Genomic DNA, 22,196 nt, shown 5'->3' on the forward strand with positions numbered 1-22,196 from the left:
AACTACACCTTCGAGGTCTTGAGCATGTATCCGAAACCGCGCTTGGTCTGGATCAGGGGCTCCGCAGAGAACTGATCGAGCTTGCGTCGCAGGTAGGAAATGTAGCTCTCCACAATGCCGGCGTCGCCGTTAAAATCGTACTCCCAAACGTGGTCCAGAATCTGTGCCTTGCTGAGAACCCGGTTGGGGTTCAGCATGAGGTAGCGCAGCAGCTTGAACTCGGTGGGGCTGAGCTCGATCGGGGTGTCCCCAACGAGGACCTCGTGGGTGTCCTGATCCATGGTCAGCTCGCCGGTGCGGATGATCGCATCCTCGTCGGCCTGCATGGTGCGGCGCAGGATCGCCTTGATGCGGGCAACGATCTCGTCGAGGCTGAACGGCTTGGTGACGTAGTCGTCGCCGCCCACGGTCAGGCCGGTGATCTTGTCCTCGGTGTCATCCTTCGCGGTGAGGAAGAGGATGGGGGCGGTGTAGCCCGCGGCACGCAGCCGCTTGGTTACGCCGAAGCCGTTCATATCGGGGAGCATAACGTCCAGGATCATGAGATCCGGCTCCTCCTCGAGTACGGCCGAGATTGCCTGAGCACCGTTTCCTACGGCGCGAACGGCAAAACCTGCAAAACGCAGGCTGGTGGTCAGCAGGTCGCGAATGTTTGGTTCGTCGTCAACGATGAGAATTCTGGGTCCGGTCATGAGCCCAGTATCTGCACAATTCCTGAAAGAAGTCTGAACGTTATCGGGAAGGATTGGGGTTCACGTCCGATACCCGGCTGGTTCAGGGCAAAACAAAACCCCGGTTTGCATGCGAAAGCGCGGGGCACACCGGGGTCGAGGCACGGCTACACCCAGGCGGGGACGTCGCTGAGCTCGGGGGAATCCGAATCCAGAATCGTGTACGAATAGCCCTGCTCGGCGAGGAAGCGCTGACGGTTCAGCGCGAAGTCCTGATCGAGGGTGTCACGCGCAACCAGCGTGTAGAAGTGGGCGGTCTTCTTGACCGACTTCGGGCGCAGCAGCCGGCCGAGACGCTGCGCCTCCTCCTGTCGGGAACCAAAGGCCCCCGACACCTGAATCGCGACCGAGGCCTCCGGGAGGTCCACCGAGAAGTTGGCAACCTTCGAGACCACGAGCACGTCGGAAATGCCGTCCCGGAACTCCTGGAACAGACGCTCGCGCTCCTCGATCGGGGTCGAGCCGGTGAGCTGGGGCACCCCGAGACTCGTGGCGATGTGATCGATCTGATCGAGGTACTGCCCGATGATCAGGATGCGCTCGCCCCGGTGCTTCTCGAGGATGCGGTTCACGATCGGCAGCTTGGCCTCGGCGGTCGCTGCCAGACGGTAGCGCTCCTCATCCGCGGCCGCGGCATACGCCATGCGATCCTCATAGGGGAGGTCTACCCGCACCTCGAAGCACGCGGCGGGGGAGATGAACCCCTGGGCCTCGATCTCCTTCCACGGGGCGTCGAACCGCTTGGGGCCGATCAGGCTGAAGACGTCGCCCTCCCGGCCATCCTCGCGCACGAGCGTGGCGGTGAGGCCGAGGCGGCGGCGCGCCTGCAGCTCGGCGGTCAGCTTGAACACCGGTGCCGGCAGGAGGTGTACCTCGTCGTAGACCACGAGACCCCAGTCGAGCGCATCGAGCAGCGCGAGGTGGGCGTACTCGCCCTTTCGGCGGGCGGTGAGGATCTGATAGGTCGCGATGGTGACCGGCTTGACCTCCTTGACCGAGCCCGAGTACTCGCCGATCTCGTCCGGGGTGAGGGTGGTGCGACGCAGCAGCTCATCGCGCCACTGCCGGGCGGATACCGTATTGGTCACGAGGATCAGGGTGTTGGTCTTCGCGGTGGCCATGGCTCCCGCGCCCACCAGGGTCTTGCCGGCCCCACAGGGGAGCACAACGACGCCCGAGCCGCCGTCAAAGAAGTTATCGATGGCCTTCTGCTGGTAGCCGCGTAGCTCCCAGCCGTCGGTTTCGAGATCGATCGGGTGCGGGGTGCCCGGGGTGTACCCGGCGAGGTCTTCTGCCGGCCACCCGAGCTTCACGAGATCCTGCTTCAGCTGCCCGCGAGCCCAGGGCTCGACGAGGAATACCCCGGGGGCGGGGTGGCCGATCAGCAGCGGAGCGATCTTCTTCGCGTGCGCGACCTCGCGCAGTACGGCGTCATCACTCGAGCGCAGAATCAGCTCGCCCTCCTCATTGCGATCAATGATGAGGCGGCCATAGCGGCCCACGGTCTCGGCGATATCCATTGTGACGCTCGGCGGAATCGCGAACTTCGAATACCGTTCGAGGGTTGCGATCATGTCCTCGCCGGTGTGCCCGGCCGCACGGGCGTTCCAGAGGCCCAGACGCGTAATGCGATAGGTGTGGATGTGTTCGGGGGCGCGCTCGAGCTCGGCAAAAACAGCGAGTTCGTGGCGTGCATTTTCGGCGTGCGGGTGCGCAACCTCGAGGAGGACTGTGCGATCGCTCTGGACGATGAGGGGGCCGTCTGACATAAGGGTCAAGTTTACCCGTATTTATTGGACGGCGGCCCTCGCCGCAACAATCCGACCGAATACTCGCTCAGGGCGAACGGTGAGATTTCCCCCGCGGGGTGGTCGGTGCGGCCCGCTCAGAGTTCCGCCACCGCGGTGATGCTCGAGATGGGGAAGGTGCGCTCGGTATCCGCCGCCTTGTCGAGCCCGCGCAGGCGCCCGCCGGAGATTCCAGTGGGTTCCAGCGTGAAGGTGAAGTCGCCGCGGCCCGGCACCGTCACGGTGACCTGCAGCGACTCCTTTGCCCGCAGTGCGGAGGAGAGCCGGCGGGTCATCCAGGCGGCATCGGTGTCGGTGGGTGCCTCGCGCGCCGAGGAGGTCAGCACCTCGATGAGCGGGTGGTAGTCCACCTCGGCCGGCACCGGAACCGGCGCGACCCGGCGACGCGGGCGGCGCACTTCCCCGGAGATGGTGTGGGCCACCACCGGGTAGCGCGCGTCGGTGAGGGCCCAAAACACGACGTCCGGATCAAACCGGGAGTGCGCCGTCTGAATGTCGTCGCGTCGCAGGGCGAGGGCCGAGAGGTTCCGATCCACCAGCATCTGATCCAGCAGGGGAGGCTCGGTGACCCGCAGGATGGTCTGCCCGTCGTGCGGTCGAATCACGAGCGAGCCGAAGCGTTCGCTGCCGCGCGATACCAGGTAGCGCACGGGTTGCGGAATTCCTGTGAGCGAGATGTCGGTGAGGAAGCTCAGGATTTCCTCGCCGGTGGTGCCGGCGGAGAGCCCGCGAATAATGCTGGCATCGCTCAGGCGATACGTCGATGCCTCGGCGCGGGCCTCAAGATCGGCAAAGCCGCGCAGGGTGCGCTCGATATGTGGGGCGAGGGTGCCGGGAAGAATGATGCTCAGATCGTGCTGCAGATACACCCCGGTGATGGGGGCGGGGAAGGCCGCGGTAACGCTTTCTTCCAGCAGATCGGGATCGGTGAGCAGGAGTCGTGCGGGATCGGTGAGGTAGTCACCGTCGAGTAGACCGAGCAGCTCACCGCTCACGCGTCGCTCGGTGAAAGCCTCACTGAGGGCATCGGTGGCGGCGGGATAGCCGGCGGCGAGCTGATCACCCAGGGGGGCCTCGGCCGTGATGATTCTTTCTAGCCCGGGCGGGAAACCATCGGCCCAGGCGGTAGCGAGTCGTACCCAGCGCGTCGCGGTACCGAGGCCAAGCCAGTGTTCGCCGTGGTCGGTGGGTACCCACCCCTCAATGGTGCGGGCGATCAGGCCGGCATCGCGGGCAAGGGTGACAATTGCGGGGACCGCCTCGGGCTCGAGGCCGAGCTCGGTGCCGAGCCTGCGCAGCTCAGGCTGAGCCAGCCCGCCGCGGATGAGCTCCCGGGCGGGGGTATCGCCGAGACCGATGAGGAGCTCGGAGAGAGCGCGCTCGCCGCGGGCGAGGCGACCCATCGGTGCGGGATGCCCGCCGGGGGCCGGACCGGTGGCCGGGGAGGGCGCCAGCGCGCTGATCTCGCGCGCCAGGGTTGTGACGCTCTCGAGGTGGGTAACCCGGCCGTCGACTTCGACGAGGAGCGCGCGCCGGGCAAGTTCCGCGCTGAACTCGGTGGGATCCGAGACCGTCGGATCGGTCAGGGCTGAGATTCGGGTGCGGTCGAGCGGGGCGAGGGCGGTACGCAGGGAGTCTTCGGAGAGCAGCAGCTCGGCGAGGTCAAAGAAGTCGATGAGACGCGCGGTCGGCGACACCTGGCGTGCACGAAGCAGGGCGTCCAGCTCCGAGTGGGAGAGGACGGAAAGGGCGTCGGCGAGGACGCGGAGATCGGCGACGCGAGGCTGCACGGGGCGGGTCAGCTCCCGCTGCCGGTCTGTCGGGCAAGACGGTTCGCGGCGGAACGGCCCCGACCCCCGATGATGACCAGGGCGAACAGCATGACAAACGCCAGCGGGAGACCAACCCAGGGCACAAAGGCGACAACGCGCCACACCGGCGTGTCAAAGCTTTCCTGGCTCATGCCGCTGGCGGAACCGATCATGATCGCGAAAAACGCGATGATCGCGGCCGCCACAAACACAATCAAAAGGTAGGCAAGCACGCGCTCGGCGCGGGACACACTGCGGGTCTGTTCGTCGGTCACTCCCTCAGGATAACCCGCCACGCCCCACCCGGGTAAACGATGACGCGTCACGAAAGCAAGAATAACGGGGGGATGACGGGTAAGCTGGGCGCGTGAACACCGCGTTCACGGCGGCGTCCGATGGCGCCCCTTTATTCCCTGGATCGCCCCGGCGCTCCCCGACTCTCAGCGAGGTTTTCCCCATGCCCACCGGCAAGGTCAAGTTCTACGACGATGACAAGGGTTTCGGCTTCATCGCCAGCGATGACGGCCAGGAGGTGTTTCTGCATGCGTCCGCACTGCCGGCCGGAGTGGGCTCGGTAAAGCCCGGTACCCGGCTTGAGTTTGGAATCGCGGACGGAAAGCGTGGGGCGCAGGCTCTGTCGGTACGACTGCTGGAGGCCCCGCCGAGCCTCGCTCGGATGAAGCGTAAGAATGCGGACGACATGGCCATCATCATCGAGGACGTCGTCAAGGTTCTCGACGGCGTGGGCAGCAACCTGCGTGCCGGCCGCTACCCCGAGGGGCAGCAGGCAAAAATGGTCGCCCAGGCGCTGCGCCGCGTGGCCGACGAGCTCGACGCCTAGTTTCGCGGCTCGGCCCGCGTCGAGCCCGGTACAACCGATTTTCCCGCCTCACCGCGGATACCAACAGCAAGGACATCCAGTGACCACAGATTTCGAGAACCTCGAACCGGGCGACGTCGTCCCCGCCGAGGAAGTTGCTCTGCCGGCTGCGGATGCCGAGCTCGCGCAGACCCTTGCCTCCGTCACGGCGACCGAGGGCGATTCGGTGACCGCACCGGATGCACCTGAGCCTGCTGAGACCTCGGAGCCGTCGGAAGCCCCGGTGGTCTTCGAATCGGATCCGGTGCTCGCGATCGCCGTGGACGTTGCCCGCGATGCGCTGCTCGAGGTGATTCCCGCCGAACAGGTGGGGCGTCACGTCGGGCACCGGGTCGAGGGCGAGCGCGTTCTCTCAATGCTGTTTGAGAACCGCCTTCCCGGCTACCCGGGCTGGTTCTGGAACGTCACGATCGCGCGGGTGGACGCGGATGCGGAGCCCAACGTGCTCGAGATCTCGCTGATCCCCGCCGACGGCGCGCTGCTCTCGCCCGAGTGGGTGCCGTGGTCGGACCGTCTGGCCGACTACCGTGCCAGCCAGGCGGCCGCGGCCGCCGCGGAGGCAGAGCTCGCCGCACTCCACGCGGATGACGACGATCACGACGATGACGATGACGACGACGATGAGGAGTTCGACGAGAACGGTCGTCGCGTTCACGGCGGAGACATCGACGGCGTCGACGTTGATCAGGTGCAGGACGAAGACGACGACTCGGATGATGACGACGACGAGCACGACGAAGACGACGACGAAGAAGAAGAAGACGACGACGACGGTGACGACGATGACGACGATGACGAGGATGACAACGATGACGAGGAAGACGAAGCGGACGACGAATCCGACGAGCACGACCTCCCCCTCGCCGCATCCTCCCCGGGCGCACGCCGTGCCCGCCACGCGACCGGCGATGACGACATCTACGGCGACCTCGTAGACGACGATGACGATGAGGGCCCCGCGTCCTTCCGCTAGGCGGCGCTAGCCCTCACCGAAAGACCCCCGATGCTCGGCATCGGGGGTCTTTTGCGCGTCACGGAAGCCCGTCGAGCGTATCCATACGGGCCAAATGCACGCGGCCCCCGCTTCACGAGGAAGCGGGGGCCGCGTGCCGAGCGGGAAGCCTAGAGGGCACCCACCACGTAGTCGATGCTCGCGGTCAGGGCGCGCACGTCTTCGGGGTCGATCGCGGTGAAGGTTGCGACGCGCAGCTGGTTGCGGCCGAGCTTGCGGTAGGGCTCGGTGTCGACGATGCCGTTGGCACGCAGTACCTTGGCCACGGCGGCGGCGTCGATGCTGTCATCGAAGTCGATGGTGGCCACGACCTGCGAGCGGTGCTCGGGGTTTTCGACGAACGGGGTGGTGAAGGAGTTCTTCTCGGCCCACGCGTAGAGGTGGCCGGAAGACTCCGCCGTGCGGGCATCCGCCCAGGCGAGCCCGCCGTTGGCGTTCATCCACTGCACCTGGCTGTCCATCAGCACGAGCGTGCTGAGGGCCGGGGTGTTCAGGGTCTGGTTGAGGCGGGAGTTCGACACGGCGTTGGCCAGCGACAGGAACTCGGGGATGTAGCGGCCCGATGCGGCGATGCGCTCGATGCGCTCGATCGCGGCGGGGGAAACCACGGCGAACCAGAGGCCTCCGTCGGAGGCGAAGTTCTTCTGCGGGGCGAAGTAGTAGACGTCGGCCTGAGCGGTGTCGAAGTTGATACCACCGGCGGCGCTGGTGGCGTCGATCACGGTCAGGGCACCGGCATCGCCGTGCACGCGGGTGACCGGCGCGGACACACCGGTGGAGGTCTCGTTGTGCGGCCAGGCGTAGACGTCGACGCCCTCCACGGCCTCGAAGTCGCTGCGCGAGCCGCCCGGAGCGGTGCGGACATCCGGAGCCTGCAGCCAGGGTGCGGCCGCGGCGGCGGCGAACTTCGATCCGAACTCACCGAAGCTCAGCAGCTGGGCGCGGGTTTCGATCAGACCGAACGAGGCGGCGTCCCAGAACGCGGTCGAGCCACCGTTGCCCAGGATGATCTCGTAGCCCTCGGGCAGCGAGAAGAGGTCGGCCAGACCGTCGCGGACGCGGCCCACGAGGTTCTTGACCGGCGCCTGGCGGTGGCTGGTACCCAGCAGTTCGGAACCGGCGGCCAGCAGTGCGGCATTCTGCTCGGGACGAATCTTGGACGGGCCACAACCAAAGCGACCGTCGGCGGGCAGAAGGTTGGAGGGGATCGTAATCTCAGGCATACCCAGATTCTACGGCCGCGTGGGGACGCGCGGAGCGAGGATGTTGTCGTATGTCAAAGATATGGTTAGAAGTGCACGGATCAACCGTTGCACGGCGAGGCGCTCTGGTGGGTTCACAGCAAGGACAAGCTAAGCTTGGTGCGACCCCCGAGGGCTAGTAGGGAGACCCAATGACCGATCTCATTGATACCACCGAAATGTATCTGCGAACCATCCTCGATCTCGAAGAAGAGAACATCGTGCCGCTGCGCGCGCGTATTTCCGAGCGACTAGGACACTCCGGCCCGACCGTTTCACAGACGGTGGGTCGAATGGAGCGCGACGGGCTCGTGGTTGTGTCGGGAGACCGCCACCTCGAGCTGACGACCGAAGGGCGTCGAAAGGCCGTCCAGGTGATGCGCAAGCACCGCCTCGCCGAGCGCCTGCTGAGCGACGTTATCGGCCTTGAGTGGGAACTCGTGCACGATGAGGCCTGCCGCTGGGAGCACGTGATGAGCGAGCAGGTGGAGCGCAAGCTTCTCGAGGTGCTGGGCCACCCCACCGAGTCGCCCTATGGCAACCCCATCCCCGGTCTGTCCGACCTCGGCGGCCCCGAGGCCGTTTCGTTCACCGAGGGCGTCTCGAGCCTGGTGCAGCTGGTTGCAGACTCCGCCGAGCCCGTGAGCGCCCGGATTCGCCGCCTGAGCGAGCCGGTTCAGTTTGAGCCCGAGCTCCTCCTGCAGCTCAAGCAGGCGGGCGTGATGCCCGGCCAGGTCGGTACCTTCACCTCGGCCGGTTCGTATGTCGTGGTGCGAGTTGACGGTTTCGGTGACGGATTGGAACTTCCCACCGAGGTTGCCGCACACATCTACGCCGAAGCCCTGTAGGTTTCCGCAAGAACCGCGTAATTACGCGGAAAACTCAGTACCCCGTCACGAAGGTGGCGGGGTATTTTGTTAGTAGGGTTTTCATAAAGATCACTGTGGACGTTACCAATTTGTTAGAAATATCCCTCTGAGAGATGACAACGGCCTCGAACTCGCGTACTCTCGGTTGAGTCCGATGGTTCAACCCAGACCGCAGGACCCGTCATGAGGCGCCTACCCGTTCGTCTCCTCATGAACGAGACTCCAAGTATTCTTGAAGTGGACGAACGGCGGATCCGTACCCGCTACGGACCCCGTGTGGAGGCGCCGGAGGAAGTCATTTTGACTGAAGAAGGAACCAACGAGTCGAACGCCGACTCCTTGACAGCGGCTCGCACTCAGGCCCTGGCTCGCACTCAGCCGACCAGCCGCCGCGAAAACCGACTCGCTCGCGAATCGGCATTCGTCAACCCGCAGCCCGCTCGCACCATCTCTGCCGCACCCGCGGCACCGCGTCGCCGCTGGGGCTCGACCGTGGCCGTCGCCCTGGCCGTACCGGCACTGTTCGGAACCGTTGCCCTCCCCGCATACGCCGCGGGCCTGCCCGGTCAGAAGGGCTCCACCGCCTCGACCACCGACAGCGCGCAGAGCTTCGCCGTTGACTCGGCCGTGGCCGAAACCGCCGCCCTGCAGCGTGACGGATTCGACGCCACCTCTGACGCCGAAATCTCCGCCGCCAACGCCGCCCAGATCCAGGCTCAGCGCACCGCGGACGCCGTCGCTAGCCGCGCCGCATTTGCTGCCAGCCAGACCTCGTACAAGGGCGCAACCGTCGTAGACGCTAACGCTCCCGTACCCTCCTACAGCCTCGCGGCAGTATTCAGCGAGGGCCTGAAGTACCAGGGTGTGCCCTACGTGCTCGGTGGCGCTACCCCCGCCGGCTTCGACTGCTCCGGTTTCGTGAAGTACGTCTTCGCGAAGTTCGGTATCAACCTGCCGCACAACGCGGACACCCAGGGCCGCATGGGCACCAAGATCAACGTCGCCGATGCCGTCCCCGGTGACCTGGTTGTCAGCGCCGGCCACATCGGCTTCTACGCCGGTAACGGAATGATGCTGCACGCATCGCGTCCGGGCGTTCCGCTGCGAATCGGTCCCATCTACGCAAAGAGCTGGTCGATCGTTCGGATCGCGGGCTAATCTTCGATTTGTATTCACCGAGAAATGGCGCAAAATCTTCGGATTTTGCGCCATTTCTGCATTAGTGTGAGATCGTTACCCGTTGTAAGGAGCGGAAGCACATGATCCGAATACCCGGTGTCCGACCCATGGACCATCGTGGTGTGCGTGAGAGTTTGTTTGTGTTCCGGAACGAGCTGGATTTCCAGCCTGAGTTGTGGCGCTGTCGTAAAGACAGCGCCATTTTTGTTTTCCGGAATGACCGCGAGCGTGACGGGGCAGCAGCCGAATTACCTAGAAGCCGTCCAGGCCATTCGCGAGGGAGAACCACTCATGCGCACACTCATTCTTAACGCGGGATACGAACCACTCGGTATCGTCTCGTTCAGGCGAGCACTCGTGCTCGTGATGAATAACAAGGCGACCGTGCTCGAGGTCGATACCGATCATCCGGTCTGGACCTCCGAGTCCGAGTTCGCGAGGCCGCTCGTGATCGTCCTCGGAACCTATGTGCGTCTTCCGCGCGTGCGCCGGGTTCCGGTGAGCCGCCGGGGCGTGCTGCGCCGTGACGACTTCCGCTGCGCCTACTGCGGGGCCAACGCGAACACCATCGATCACGTGATTCCCCGCTCGCGCGGGGGAGCGGGGAGCTGGGAAAATCTGGTGGCGTGCTGCATGCGCTGCAACAACATCAAGGCCGACCGCACCCCGCGCGAGATGGGCTGGTCGCTCAACCGGGCGCCGCGCCCGCCGCGCGGCCCGTCCTGGTCGGTGCGTGGTGCCGATCGCGGCGTCCCCTCCTGGGAGCCCTACCTGGAGCAGGCCGCCTAGGCGGCACCTCGAGATCAACGACGGCACCCCGTCGCCCGTTTGGGCGACGGGGTGCCGTCGTTCTGCGACACGCTGCTTGCGCAGTTACTTACAGTTCAGTAACCTAGGGTGAAACGCACTCGCGCAGAGACGCACGGAAGGCGATGCAAAGATGCCCACTACCCCGCGGCCCCTCCCGACCCATCGGGACGGCACCACACTAGACCAGCTGGTCGCGCGTATCCCGCTCGAACAGCGCGTCACCCTGCTCACCGGGATGACCTCCTGGCGACTGACCCCCATCCCCGAAATCGGGCTCGAATCCGTTGTCCTGTCGGACGGCCCCGTCGGGGTGCGCGGTACCGGCGAGACCCCGGGGGAGACCTCGATTCTGCTGCCGTCGCCGAGTGCGCTCAGCGCCCTGTGGGATCCGCAGCGCGCCCGCGAGGTGGGTAATCTCTTCGCCCGCGAGGCTCGCCGCCACGGCGTGGACGTCGTGCTCGCACCGCAGGTCAACATTCAGCGCACCCCGGTGGGCGGCCGTCACTTCGAGTGCCTCGCCGAGGACCCGCTGCTGACCGCTGAGATCGGCTCGGCGATCGTGGGTGGCCTCCAGGAGTGCGGCGTCGCCGCCTGCCTCAAGCACTATGTGGCCAACGACTCCGAAACCCGCCGCACCGAGTATGTCTCCGAGGTTGATGAGCGCACCCTGCGCGAGGTCTACCTTGCCCCCTTCGAGCACGCGGTGCGCGAGGTGGGCGTGTGGTCGATCATGGCGGCGTACAACGGCGTCGATGACGGTGTGGAATCCGCGCCGATGACCGAGCACTCGCACCTGCTGCGCGACGTTTTGAAGGACGAGCTCGGCTTTGACGGCACGGTCGTGAGCGACTGGATGGCCACCAACACCACCGTCGAATCCGCCAATGGTGGCCTCGACATCGTGATGCCCGGCCCCGGTGGACCCTGGGCGGAGAATCTGCTCGCCGCCGTGCGGGCGGGCGAGGTGTCCGAGGACGTCATCAACGACAAGGTACGCCGCATCCTGCTGATGGCTGCCCGCGTGGGTAAGCTCGCCGGCTTCGAGGCTCCCGCGGACCCCGCGGGGCTCGCCGATGTCGAGGCCGATGCCCGCATCGCCCGCGAGCTGGCCGCCGCCGGCACCGTGGTGCTCGCGCGCCCCGAGGCGGGGATCCCCGAGATTCGCGATGGCGAGTCCATCGCGCTGATCGGCCCGAATGCTGCCCGCACCCACGTGCTGGGCGGCGGCAGCTCCACCGTACATCCCGCCCGGGTACAGGAGATCCACGACGGCCTCACCGAGGTGTTCCCGGCGAGTACCGTGACCCTGAGCCGCGGTGGCGATAGCCGACGCTACGCCCCCACCATTCCGGTGTTGGCCGGCCTGACCGGTTTCGTGGATGCCTCCGGCAACCCGACCGTGCCCGGCGCCGGTATCGTCACCGTCACCCACCTTGACGCCGAGGGCGGCGAGCTCAGCCGTCGCGAGATGGTCGAGTGGGAGGGCTGGGAGCGCATTACCGATCCGCGCATCGAGCGGGTCATCGTCGAGACCCGCATCCTGCTGGATGAACCCGGATACCACTCGCTCGAGGTGGGAACCGTCGGTGCGCATCGCGTCCTGGTCGACGGCGAACTGATCGGCGAGAACACCAGGCCGGCCGGTGCCGAGGTTGTGCTGGATTCGAGCGTCAACAACCCGCCGAGCATCGTGGCAAAGGGCCTCGTGGAGGAGCCCCGGGTGGCCGTGCTGCGCGCCGAACTCGGCGTGATCCACGCCGGCGGCTACGGCGATTTTGTGCGTGCCGAGTTCCGGCACCGCACCCCGAGCGAGGATGCCGATCTCGAGATTTCGGCCGCGGTGGACGCCGCCCGGGTCGCCGATCGCACCGTCATCGTGGTGGGTACCAACGAGGAGGTGGAGTCCGAGGGGTGGGATCGCACCACCCTGGCTCTGCCCGGCCGCCAGGACGAACTCGTGCGCCGCGTGCTTGCGGTCGCCCCCGAGGCCATCATCGTGGTCAACGCGGGTGCCCCGGTGCTGCTGCCCTGGCTGAACGACGCTCACGCGGTTCTGTGGGCCTGGTTCCCCGGGCAGGAGGCGGGCGGCGCGCTCGCGGATATTCTGGCCGGCCGCGCCGAGCCGCAGGGCCGCCTGCCCTGGACGCTGCCCGGCGATGAGGCGAGCGTCCCCGTGCCGCACGCGGTTCCCGAAGCCGATGACCGCATCCGCTACACCGATGGTGTGCACGTGGGCTATCGCGGTTGGCTGCGTGCCGGGAACACCCCGGCTCTGCCCTTTGGCCACGGCCTCGGCTGGACGAACTGGCGCTACGCCGCGCTCGGTGAGCCGCGCTGGGAAGACTCCGGTGCGGTTGAGGTCGACGTACAGATCGAAAACACCGGTGCTCGCACCGGCCGTGAGGTGGTCCAGGTGTATCTGGAGCCGCCCGTGCAGACCCCCGAGGGCGAGCGTCCCGTACGCTGGCTCGCCGGGTTCGGCGCCGGCACCGTGGCCGCGGGGGATCGCGCCACGGTGACCGTGCGCATTCCTGCCCGCGCCCTCGAGGTGTGGAGCGTGGCCGATGCCGGCTGGATTCGCCCCGGTGGGACGTACCGACTCGCGGTCGGTCCCAACGTCACCGAGGTGGCGCTGGCGGCCCCGCTGGAGGTGTCGGAGCGGCGTTAGCCGCACCGATCCGATGCTCCGGAGGTGGGTTGAGGGGAGCGCCTCACCCGCAGCCGTGAAGCGCACGCGAACGACCGTCGCGTGCGCGCCCAAACCCCGTCGGGCACCCGCCGGGCGGGGTTTTGGGATCCGTGGGTGGGCGGACTCCCGATTCCGAGTGCATTCTTTCGGATAGGTTCGTTATCCTGAGTGGAGTCGGCACGGCCGGCCCGTTCCCCCAATCGGAAGGTTTCGCCATGACCGGCCCCTCACACCACTCGGATTCGCAGCCCGAAAACGGCGACGCTCGGGCGCAGGATCCGATGCACCACGGTGCAAACGAGTACGGTGCGCCGGTCTATCCGGTGCCCCCGGTGCCGCCGGTCGATGCGTATGGGCAGCCGATCGCCCCGAACCCGGGCGGCTGGCCAGGCCAGTACCCGGGCACGTCACAGGGGCAGTACACCGGCGGCCAGTACGCCGCTGGCCAGTACCCGGAGGGCGGCTATCCGTACCCCGGCGCTCCGGCCGGGCAGGTGCCGTTCGGGTACGCACCCGCTCAGCCTGCGGCCGAGCGTCCCGAGCCCGGTGGGCTCGGCGTGACCGCGTTCATTCTTTCGTTCATCGCCCCCACGGTGGGGCTGATCCTCGGTATCGTGCAGACGATCCGGCAGCGCGCGCAGTATGGCCGTGCATCCGCTCTCGCGGTGGCTTCGATCTGGGTGGGGGCTGGGCTGACGGTTCTGCTCACCGTCGGCGGGTTTATCCTGCTGTTCCTGACCCTCGCGCTCGTGCCCGCCCTGAGCACGCTGCCCTACTCTCTCGGAGATCTCGAGTCGGGTCCGGATCGCTCGGCGGTCAGCATCGAGGAGTTCTGCGACACCTATCAGGACATCACACCGATGTTTGAACCGCTGGCGAGTCTCGATGCCGCGGGGTACGCGGCAAACGTGGGTCGGGGCGGCAGCTATCAGGTGGAATCCGATTTCATGGCGCAGCTGTCGATCGGCGCGGATACCCTGTGGGCGGTCTCTCCGACCGAAATCGAGCCGGATGTCTCTGATCTCGCCGAGTCCACCTGGGCGGCATCGCTCGGCTTCTCGGGTTCGGATGAGTTCCGTGCCAGCGATGTCTCGGATGCCCAGAGCAGCGCCGAAAACGTTCAGGCCTTCGCCGCCGAAACCTGCACACAGCCGTAACCGTGAGCCGTCGCCGATGACCATCGAGGGGTATGACCCTCACGAGGCCGCGCTTCGAGACGAGGCGGGGGAGATTCAGCGCGAGCTGGGTCTGGGCCCACGACTGGCGCGTATCGGGCGGGCCACCGTGGTGGGGAGCGTTGCCCTGCGCGTGGTGGTCGCTCGCGATCTGGATCTCACCGTTGCGGTGGATCGACTCGATGGCACCACGCGGCGACGCATCGCCGAACTCGCGGCCGAACTCCTCCAGCATGAGCGGGTGCGCGAGGTTCTGATGCGTGACGATACGGGCACCTGGAATACCGACCCGAGCTACCCCGACGGTATCTACCTGCGTCTCGTGGCCCGTGCGGCTACCGGCCACGACTGGTCCCTCGACATCTGGTTTGTCGATGAGCCCGGTCGCCAGCCGGATCTTGCGCACCTGGCAACGATCGGACCCCGAATCGACGTCGAGGCTCAGGCCGCGATCCTGACGATCAAGCGTTATTTGGCCGAGCACCCGCACCCGCACCCGGAGCGTATTCCGAGCTTTGACGTCTATCGGGCGGTACTCAACGATGGCGTGCGCGAGCCGGCCGCGTTCCTCGCGGGCCGGGTACGCGGCCGCCACGGGTAGTTTTACCGCGCTGCGGCTCAGGAGGGGACGCGCCTTCCGGTAACATGGAGTCGCTGGCCATCACGCGAATGCGCGTGTGGGCCGCTCCGCCTCTGTAGCTCAATGGAAGAGCACGTCCGTCCTAAGGATTAGGTTGGGGGTTCGAGTCCCTCCAGGGGCACCGTTTTTCGGTCCGTCTCTCATCATCCCTGTACAAAACGTTCGTAATTCGCGATATTTTGTAAGTTTTATTACCCCCGCATGGGCGACACGCCCGGAGTGAGTGAACGTATTTTCACACTCAACGGGCATTTTACTGACGGGTTAGTAACCCTCCCCTAAGCTTTCTCGGAGCCCGTGGAGTCCAACACACCCGAATTGTTTTGGACCGCTTGTCCTGGGCCCCCACCCCCAAGAAAGCACATACCCCAATATGAGTCATGCCCTCGCGGAGTCGAGGGGCCTTTTCCGTGCCCCCAAAATGCGTAAGCGGACCGCGGCAATCGTCGCCGCAGTCGTGTCTGTTCTTCTCGTTCTGACCGGAATGAGTATGCCCGCCTTCGCGGCCGGCAACACCACGGTCACGATCAAGCCCATGCCCGCGGGCAGTGAGGCCAACCACGACGGGAAGCCCGTCTATGAGCCGGGAAAGCCCTACTCGATCGAGTTCGGCTACGCGAACATCACCCCCTCCGCGGTGGTTCGGGTAAAGCTGCCCACGGGCGTCACGATCCCCGAGGGTGTGCTGAAGGCCGGCTCGGATAACGAGGCCGTCGAGAGCTTTACCCTCGACGGAGACGACCTGATCGTAACCTTCAAGGACATTATCCCCGAGGAGCTGATCCAGGGTAACTTCGGTGTGGGTTTCCAGGTCGACCAGGTTGATAAGTCGACCGTGGTTCAGGACAAGTGGGTGGTTGGGGACGTGAGCACCCCGGTCAGCTTCATCATCAAGAAGCCCGGTGACTCCCTCGCTACCGTCAAGGACGGTCTGGCAAAGACCGCCAGCCAGAATATGACGTGGCCGGAGATTGGGATCGACAAAAAGCAGGGCCGCGTCGTCATGGGCCCGGAGTTCCTCGACGTGAACATTCCGTTCACCGTGGTGCTCGACAGCAAGGACATTCGCAACCCGTTTGTTCTCACCGACAGCATTCCCAATGGCCTGAAGTTTGCCGGCGTCCAGAGCGCGTCCGTTGTGAGCTGGGATGCGAACGGGCTGAACAAGACCGACGCCGCACCCATTTCGGTGGGTGCCAACGTTTCTGGTAACACCGTCACGCTGACCGGTTCTACCTCCACGGTAAACACCAAGGTCACCATCACATACAACCTGCAGATTGCCAACGCGGCCGCTCTGGAGAGCATTCGTTTGGGCTTCCAGAAGACCTACGACGAGCGCAACGCCGCAAACGCGACGGACCTGTCCACCACGTTTACCAACTCGGTGAAGCTGGAAAGCAGCAACCTGGGCACGAAGACCGCGTCCGTCACGCTTGGGACGAATGTGGCCGGCATCGGTGCCTTCGGCAAGCGGGCAAACCTTGCCCCGGACACCATCATCACCTTCTCCGACGAAGAGAAGAAGATCCTGGCACAGCCCGTGCCCCTCACCTACGACCTCACCGTGAACCTCGCCGAGTTCTCGAACTACGAGGGCGGCAAGTACGCGCTGGACCGCAACGTCGTGATCAGCGACAAGCTGCCCAAGCAGATGAGCTGGCGCGACGGGGACACCGACTTCCTCACGGGATACAAGCTGGATCGCGCTGAAGGCTTCGATGGAGACGCTACAGACTTCGCTCGAAATGAGTTCGTCGGCCAGTACGCTGTCGTGAAGGGTACCCTCTTCATCAACCTGGGTAATAAATACACCACCGACGCGAAGATCACCGTCAAGGCCCAGGTGAACTCCCTCGAGGGCATCCGGACGGATCACCACCCCGACGACCAGCGCACCGTTGAAGACCGCTACTGGGGCCCGGAGAACGTGGCGTCCTTCACCTACTCCACGCGTTCGGACGTGGAGTCGATCACGAAGGCCGCTGGCGTCACCCTGGTTACCGAGCGTGACCGCGCGATCCCGCTGGACGATGACCGAACCTTCACGAAGAGAAACCTCACCCCGGAGCTGCAGGCAAAGCCCGGCACCCCGATGAGCGCGAAGTATCGCTTCGAGGTCAAGGCCAACGTGGGCGATGCCCGTCTCTCGAAGATCGTGGACGAAATTGACCACGACGTCTTCAACGTGACCGAGGAAACCCTGGCCAAGATTCAGGCCAGCATCAAGGTCGGCGGCCGCGGTGGTAATGGCGACAGCACCATCGTTGCCGTACTCGCCGACAACGGGAACCTCGAGTTCGTTGCCTCCCCGGCGTTCAAGGCCGGCAATGACTTCGTGAACGCCGCCTTCTCGGTGGAGGTTGACCTGCCGATCAAGACGCTGTTCACCAAGGAAGATGTCGTCCTGAAGAACGCCGCATCCTACGAGGGCGCGAGCAACAACTTCGTCTACACCTCGGAGTTCACCTCCTCGGCCACCTCCTTCGGAAACGAGCTTGAGGTACAGAAGAGCGTCCTCAACCCGACCAGCAAGGAGTTCGGCAAGGCGCTGCGTGCCGAGGTGGACGCGAACGGCAAGCTGGTAAACGACACCTACATTTACCGCGTCAGCCTGGTCCCGCACGGTACCTTCAAGGAACTCAACGACGCCGTGACCGACGTCCTCCCGAAGGGCGTGGAGTTCCAGGGCTTCGTCGCCGAGAACCAGGTCAAGGCCGATAAGCCCACCTACTCGACCGACAAGTTCATCATCCCGGGCAGCCAGATCGAGGCGAGCTTTGACTCGGCCAAGAACACGGTTGTTCTCGCACAGGGAAAGCTTCCGGATAAGAAGGCCGTGACCATGTACTTCATGGTGAAGATCACGGATTACAACGAGGGTGTCGCGATCACCAACAAGATCGGTCGCGTTGCCGCGAGCATCGTGCCGACCAACGCCTTCCCGGTAAACATCAACAAGATCAGCAGCGCCGACCCGGAGATCGAGATCTCCGATGCGAACGCCAAGTTCGAGGTTCGGAACGAGGCCGGTGACGTCGTCGTGGACAACGTGTTTGTTGCCGACGGCCGCCTGGTTGTCAAAAAGAACGACGCCACCGTCGCGCTGACCGTTCCCACCTTCGGTAAGTACACCGTGGTGGAGACGCGCGCCCCCAAGGGATACCTGCCCTCCACCGCGTCCTACGCTTTCGAGCTGGACAAGGACGGTGTGCAGACCCCGGCCGAGGTCAACTTCGTCAACGACCCCACCGCGCCGAGCGTTTCCGTGGGTAACTTCGTCTGGGTTGACACCAACCGCGACGGTATTCAGGATGAGGGCGAGCCCGGTATCCCCGGTGTGAAGCTCTCGATCACCGATGCCAACGGCAACGCCGTGACCGACGTGTTTGGTAACCCGGTGGGTACCCAGACCACGGACGCCGATGGCAAGTACCTGTTTGAAAACCTGCCCGCGGGCAAGGCCTACACGGTGACGATCGTTCAGAATGACGAGGGTACCAAGGAGGCGCTGAAGCCCTACGTCCCGACCCTCACCGGTCAGGGCAACCGCGACAACGACTCGTCCACCGAACATGCAACCTCCAACGTTCTGCCGAACGGTGGCGACGAGGACCTCAGCCTCGACTTCGGTTTTGTCTCCAAGACCTACGCCATCGGTGACTACGTCTGGATCGACCTCAACCGTAACGGCATCCAGGACGCCACCGAGTCCCCGCTTGCCGGTGTCACGGTGACGCTGACCGATGCCGACGGCAAGGAACTGGGCAGCACCACGACCGATGCCGCCGGTAAGTACCTCTTCGACAACCTGGCCGCCGGTACCTACAGGGTTCAGTTCGTGCTGACCGAGGAGCAGGCGAAGCTCTACGTCTTCACCAAGACCGGAGCCGAGAACTCCACGGGTGCCAACGATTCCAACGCGGGCGAGCAGGGTTGGACCTCGGTCATCACCCTGAACGACGAGAACGCGTCGCTGACGAAGACCTACCCGGGCGTCGAAATTGGCGCCACCGAGGGTATTGACCCGACCTGGGACGCCGGCGTGGTACGCAAGAGCGTATCCGTGGGTGACCTCGTCTGGGCCGACACCAACCGTGACGGACTGCAGGATGACAACGAGCCCGGCATCCCCGGTGTTGTGCTCTCGATCACCGGCCCCGACGGTGCCGTGACCAACGTCTTCGGCGAGCCGGTGGGTAACGCAACCACCGACGAGAACGGCAACTACTCGTTCGATGACCTGCCCGCCCTGCCGGCCGGTCAGCACTACACCGTCTCGATCGTGTACACCGACCCGTCCACGAAGACGGCGCTTGAGCACTACACTCCGACCACCCCGGGTGACGGAAAGAACGGTGCCAAGGACTCCTCCACCGACACCGCCACCTCGGGTGACCTGGTGAACGATGGTGACCGCGATGACACCCTGGACTTCGGTTTCGTTCGCAAGAGCGTTTCCGTGGGTGACTTCGTCTGGGTCGACACCAACCGCGACGGCATCCAGCAGCCTGGCGAGCCCGGCATCCCCGGCGTAAAGCTTGAGCTGGTGGGCCCGAACGGCTCGGTGACCAACGTCAACGGTGAGCCCGTAGAGCCGACCGTGACCGACGAAAACGGCTGGTACACCTTCGATGGTCTGCCCGCCCTGCCGGCCGGTCAGCACTACACGGTGAAGATCATGCAGGACGACGAGGGTACCAAGAAGGCCCTCGAGCCCTACATCCCCACCAAGGAGAACATCGGCGATTCCAAGACCGACTCCTCCACCTGGGAAGCCGAGTCCGGCGACCTGGTGAACGACGGTGAGCACGACGAAACCCTCGACTTCGGTTTCGTGCGCAAGAGCGTTTCCGTGGGTGACTTCGTCTGGGTTGACTTCAACCGCGACGGTCTGCAGACCCCGGGTGAGCCCGGTATCCCCGGCGTGAAGCTGGAGCTGGTGGGCCCGAACGGCCCGGTAACCGATGTCTTCGGTAAGCCCGTCGAGCCGACCGTGACCAACGAGGATGGATTCTACGAGTTCATCGACCTGCCCGCACTGCAGCCCGGCGAGAAGTACACGGTGAAGATCGTGCGCGACGACGAGGGAACCAAGAAGGCGCTCGAGATCTACACCCCGACCGATGCCGGAAAGGGCACCGACACCGCAAAGGACTCCTCCACCTGGACCGCCGATTCCGGCGACCTGGTGAAGGATGGCGACCGCGATGACACCCTGGACTTCGGATTCATCCGCAAGGCAGTGTCCGTGGGTGACTTCGTCTGGGTTGACACCAACCGTGATGGAATCCAGCAGCCTGGCGAGCCCGGTATCCCCGGTGTGAAGCTCGAGCTGGTGGGCCCGAACGGCCCCGTGACCGACATCTTCGGCAAGCCCGTCGAGCCCACCGTCACCGGTGCCAACGGCGAGTACTCGTTTGATAACCTGCCGGCACTCGGCAAGGGTGAGCACTACACCGTCAAGATTGTTCGGGATGATGCCGGAACGATCGAAGCGCTGAAGCCCTACACCCCGACCAAGCCCGGTCAGGGCAAGGACCGCGAGAAGGACTCCTCCAGCTGGGAGGCCGTATCCGGCCCGCTCGTCAACAACGGTGACCGCGACTCCTCGCTCGACTTCGGTTTTGTGACCAAGTCGTACGCCATCGGTGACTACGTGTGGATCGACACCAACAAGAACGGTGTCCAGGACGCGAACGAGAAGCCGCTGCCGGGTGTGGGCGTCATCCTGACCGATGCCGCGGGTAAGGAAATTGCCCGGACGACCACCGACAAGGCCGGACGCTACGTCTTCGATAACCTGGCCGCAGGCACCTACAAGGTTCGTTTCGAACTGACCGAGGAGCAGGCAAAGCTGTACGAGTTCACCACCCTGAACGCCGATGGCGAGCAGAGCGGCCGTGACTCGGACGCCGACCACGTGACCGGTTGGACCCGCGAGATCGTGCTGGGTGATGACAACGCCAGCCTGACTCACGACTACACCGCGTTCCGCATCGACGCCACCGAGGGTATTGACCCGACCTGGGATGCCGGTGTGGTGCTGAAGCCGACCGGCGGGGTGACCACCCCGTCGCCGGATCCGTCGACCGACCCGAGCAACCCGCCGACCGACCCGTCGACCGAGCCGGGAAACCCCACCGACCCGGGCACCTCCGTGCCCCCGACGGTTCCGGGTAAGCCGGACGGACTGTCCTCGACCGGTGCGGATGCCGCGCTGCTCTGGGGCGGTGGCGCCGCAGCCCTGCTGCTGCTCGCCGGGGGAGCGCTGCTCCTCGGACGTTCGCGTCGCGAACAGCAGGGCTAGTCCTCAGGGATAACCACCTGCTGGGCGGGCCCCGGATCTTCAACCTCGCGTTGTTGCTCCGGGGCCCGTTCTCGTTTATCCCCGGGCCGTTCTCGATTGGCCTGGCCCGCGGCGGTCCCGTAAAATCGATACTCACGCACTCGCGTGCCCCTACCCAATCCAGAGGTTTTTTGATGACGTCGACCCCCGCACCCGACCCCCACCCCGCGGCACCCGTGCCCGGTGGCCGCGCGCCGGTGGTGCCGAACCCCGAGGGTGTGCCGGCGGAGTATCGCCCCTACCCGGTCTCGTTTGTGCGCCGGTCTGCACGTCTCACGGCGGGGCAGGACTCCGCGCTGAACCGCGTCGGGTCCGACTACCTGATCGATGTGCCGCGGGCACACGCGTCCACGTCGATTTCACCGGAGGTCACCCTTGACCTGCCCACCGAGTTCGGCCGCACCGCGCGCACCGTCGTGGAGATTGGTTCGGGCATGGGCGAGTGTGTTTCGGCGGCCGCGCTGGCGAACCCGGAAACCAACTTTCTGGCGGTCGAGGTGTATCTCGCGGGGATTGCCCAGGCCATCTCGCTCGCCGATCGCGCCGGGGGTGCCCCGAACCTGCGCCTGATCGAGGCGAATGCGCCCGAGGTGCTGGATGCGCTGCCGGCCGCGAGCCTTGACGAGATCTGGGTGTTCTTCCCGGATCCCTGGCACAAGGCTCGCCATCACAAGCGCCGCCTGGTGCAGCCGGACTTCGCGACCCAGCTGGCGCGCGTGCTGCGCCCCGGTGGCATCTGGCGTCTTGCCACCGACTGGGAACCCTATGCGGATCACATGCGTGAGGTACTGCGCGATCGCGCCGACCTGGTGCCGCTGATCCCGGGGAGCGACGGCGTGACCGAGCGCTTCGAGGGGCGCGTGCTCACGACCTTCGAGGAGAAGGGGCGTCGCGCCGGCCGCGGGGCTACCGACCTCGCCTACGTGCGCGTGTAGTCCGCACTCACAACAAAAATGCGCCGCCCGGAAAACGATCCGTTTCCCGGGCGGCGCACTCGTGTGT

15 protein-coding genes and 1 tRNA gene are annotated in these 22,196 nt (G+C 65.3%); 11 read left to right on the forward strand and 5 right to left on the reverse strand.

The window, feature by feature from the left end; translation table 11 throughout:
• Positions 1 to 2 precede the first annotated feature (2 nt).
• The 4 genes from D9V32_RS03120 to D9V32_RS03135 all read right to left on the reverse strand — a co-directional run bounded on the left by D9V32_RS03120 (position 3) and on the right by D9V32_RS03135 (position 4,625).
• Entirely contained in the window at positions 3 to 692 is a 690-nt protein-coding gene (locus D9V32_RS03120; RefSeq protein ID WP_121647437.1) for a response regulator transcription factor, read from the reverse strand.
• 146 nt (positions 693 to 838) lie between these two features.
• Positions 839 to 2,500 (reverse strand): DNA repair helicase XPB, encoded by a 1,662-nt coding sequence (locus D9V32_RS03125; protein WP_121647438.1) that lies wholly within the window; start codon positions 2,498 to 2,500, stop codon positions 839 to 841.
• Between the two features lie 116 nt (positions 2,501 to 2,616).
• Positions 2,617 to 4,329: a helicase-associated domain-containing protein gene (locus D9V32_RS03130; RefSeq protein WP_121647439.1), complete on the reverse strand. Its 1,713-nt coding sequence runs from the start codon at positions 4,327 to 4,329 to the stop codon at positions 2,617 to 2,619.
• Between the two features lie 8 nt (positions 4,330 to 4,337).
• Positions 4,338 to 4,625 carry a hypothetical protein gene (locus D9V32_RS03135; RefSeq protein ID WP_121647440.1) on the reverse strand — a complete coding sequence of 96 codons (288 nt, stop codon included), beginning with the start codon at positions 4,623 to 4,625 and terminating at the stop codon, positions 4,338 to 4,340.
• 182 nt (positions 4,626 to 4,807) lie between these two features.
• Here D9V32_RS03135 and D9V32_RS03140 point away from each other — a divergent pair, with 182 nt between their 5' ends.
• Both D9V32_RS03140 and D9V32_RS03145 read left to right on the forward strand, forming a co-directional pair.
• Positions 4,808 to 5,191 carry a cold-shock protein gene (locus D9V32_RS03140; protein ID WP_121647441.1) on the forward strand — a complete coding sequence of 128 codons (384 nt, stop codon included), beginning with the start codon at positions 4,808 to 4,810 and terminating at the stop codon, positions 5,189 to 5,191.
• A gap of 79 nt (positions 5,192 to 5,270) precedes the next feature.
• Positions 5,271 to 6,203 (forward strand): DUF3027 domain-containing protein, encoded by a 933-nt coding sequence (locus D9V32_RS03145; RefSeq protein ID WP_245981985.1) that lies wholly within the window; start codon positions 5,271 to 5,273, stop codon positions 6,201 to 6,203.
• Between the two features lie 149 nt (positions 6,204 to 6,352).
• Here the strand turns inward: D9V32_RS03145 and serC are convergent, their stop codons facing one another.
• On the reverse strand, positions 6,353 to 7,465 hold the full coding sequence (gene serC, locus D9V32_RS03150; RefSeq protein ID WP_121647442.1) for a phosphoserine transaminase: 1,113 nt from the start codon (positions 7,463 to 7,465) through the stop codon (positions 6,353 to 6,355).
• Positions 7,466 to 7,635: 170 nt separating this feature from the next.
• On the opposite strand from serC, the gene D9V32_RS03155 reads away from it, so the two are divergent.
• From D9V32_RS03155 to trmB, 9 genes are all read left to right on the forward strand, one after another.
• Positions 7,636 to 8,331: an iron-dependent transcriptional repressor DtxR gene (locus D9V32_RS03155; protein ID WP_121647443.1), complete on the forward strand. Its 696-nt coding sequence runs from the start codon at positions 7,636 to 7,638 to the stop codon at positions 8,329 to 8,331.
• A gap of 321 nt (positions 8,332 to 8,652) precedes the next feature.
• A complete protein-coding gene (locus D9V32_RS03160) occupies positions 8,653 to 9,510 on the forward strand; it encodes a C40 family peptidase (protein WP_183086155.1) in 858 nt (285 codons plus the stop codon).
• A gap of 312 nt (positions 9,511 to 9,822) precedes the next feature.
• Positions 9,823 to 10,320 carry an HNH endonuclease gene (locus D9V32_RS03165; RefSeq protein ID WP_121647445.1) on the forward strand — a complete coding sequence of 166 codons (498 nt, stop codon included), beginning with the start codon at positions 9,823 to 9,825 and terminating at the stop codon, positions 10,318 to 10,320.
• 151 nt (positions 10,321 to 10,471) lie between these two features.
• Positions 10,472 to 13,009, forward strand: a complete 2,538-nt coding sequence (locus D9V32_RS03170) for a beta-glucosidase family protein (RefSeq protein ID WP_121647446.1) — start codon at positions 10,472 to 10,474, stop codon at positions 13,007 to 13,009.
• 236 nt (positions 13,010 to 13,245) lie between these two features.
• Positions 13,246 to 14,187: a DUF4190 domain-containing protein gene (locus D9V32_RS03175; RefSeq protein WP_121647447.1), complete on the forward strand. Its 942-nt coding sequence runs from the start codon at positions 13,246 to 13,248 to the stop codon at positions 14,185 to 14,187.
• Positions 14,188 to 14,203: 16 nt separating this feature from the next.
• A complete protein-coding gene (locus D9V32_RS03180) occupies positions 14,204 to 14,806 on the forward strand; it encodes a hypothetical protein (protein ID WP_121647448.1) in 603 nt (200 codons plus the stop codon).
• A gap of 88 nt (positions 14,807 to 14,894) precedes the next feature.
• Positions 14,895 to 14,966 (forward strand) — tRNA-Arg (locus D9V32_RS03185).
• 336 nt (positions 14,967 to 15,302) lie between these two features.
• Positions 15,303 to 21,155 (forward strand): SdrD B-like domain-containing protein, encoded by a 5,853-nt coding sequence (locus D9V32_RS03190; RefSeq protein ID WP_183086156.1) that lies wholly within the window; start codon positions 15,303 to 15,305, stop codon positions 21,153 to 21,155.
• 173 nt (positions 21,156 to 21,328) lie between these two features.
• Positions 21,329 to 22,129 carry a tRNA (guanosine(46)-N7)-methyltransferase TrmB gene (gene trmB / locus D9V32_RS03195; protein WP_121647450.1) on the forward strand — a complete coding sequence of 267 codons (801 nt, stop codon included), beginning with the start codon at positions 21,329 to 21,331 and terminating at the stop codon, positions 22,127 to 22,129.
• The last annotated feature ends 67 nt before the right edge of the window (positions 22,130 to 22,196 follow it).

It is taken from the genome of Mycetocola tolaasinivorans, from assembly GCF_003667565.1.
GTDB classification, from domain to species: domain Bacteria; phylum Actinomycetota; class Actinomycetes; order Actinomycetales; family Microbacteriaceae; genus Mycetocola; species Mycetocola tolaasinivorans.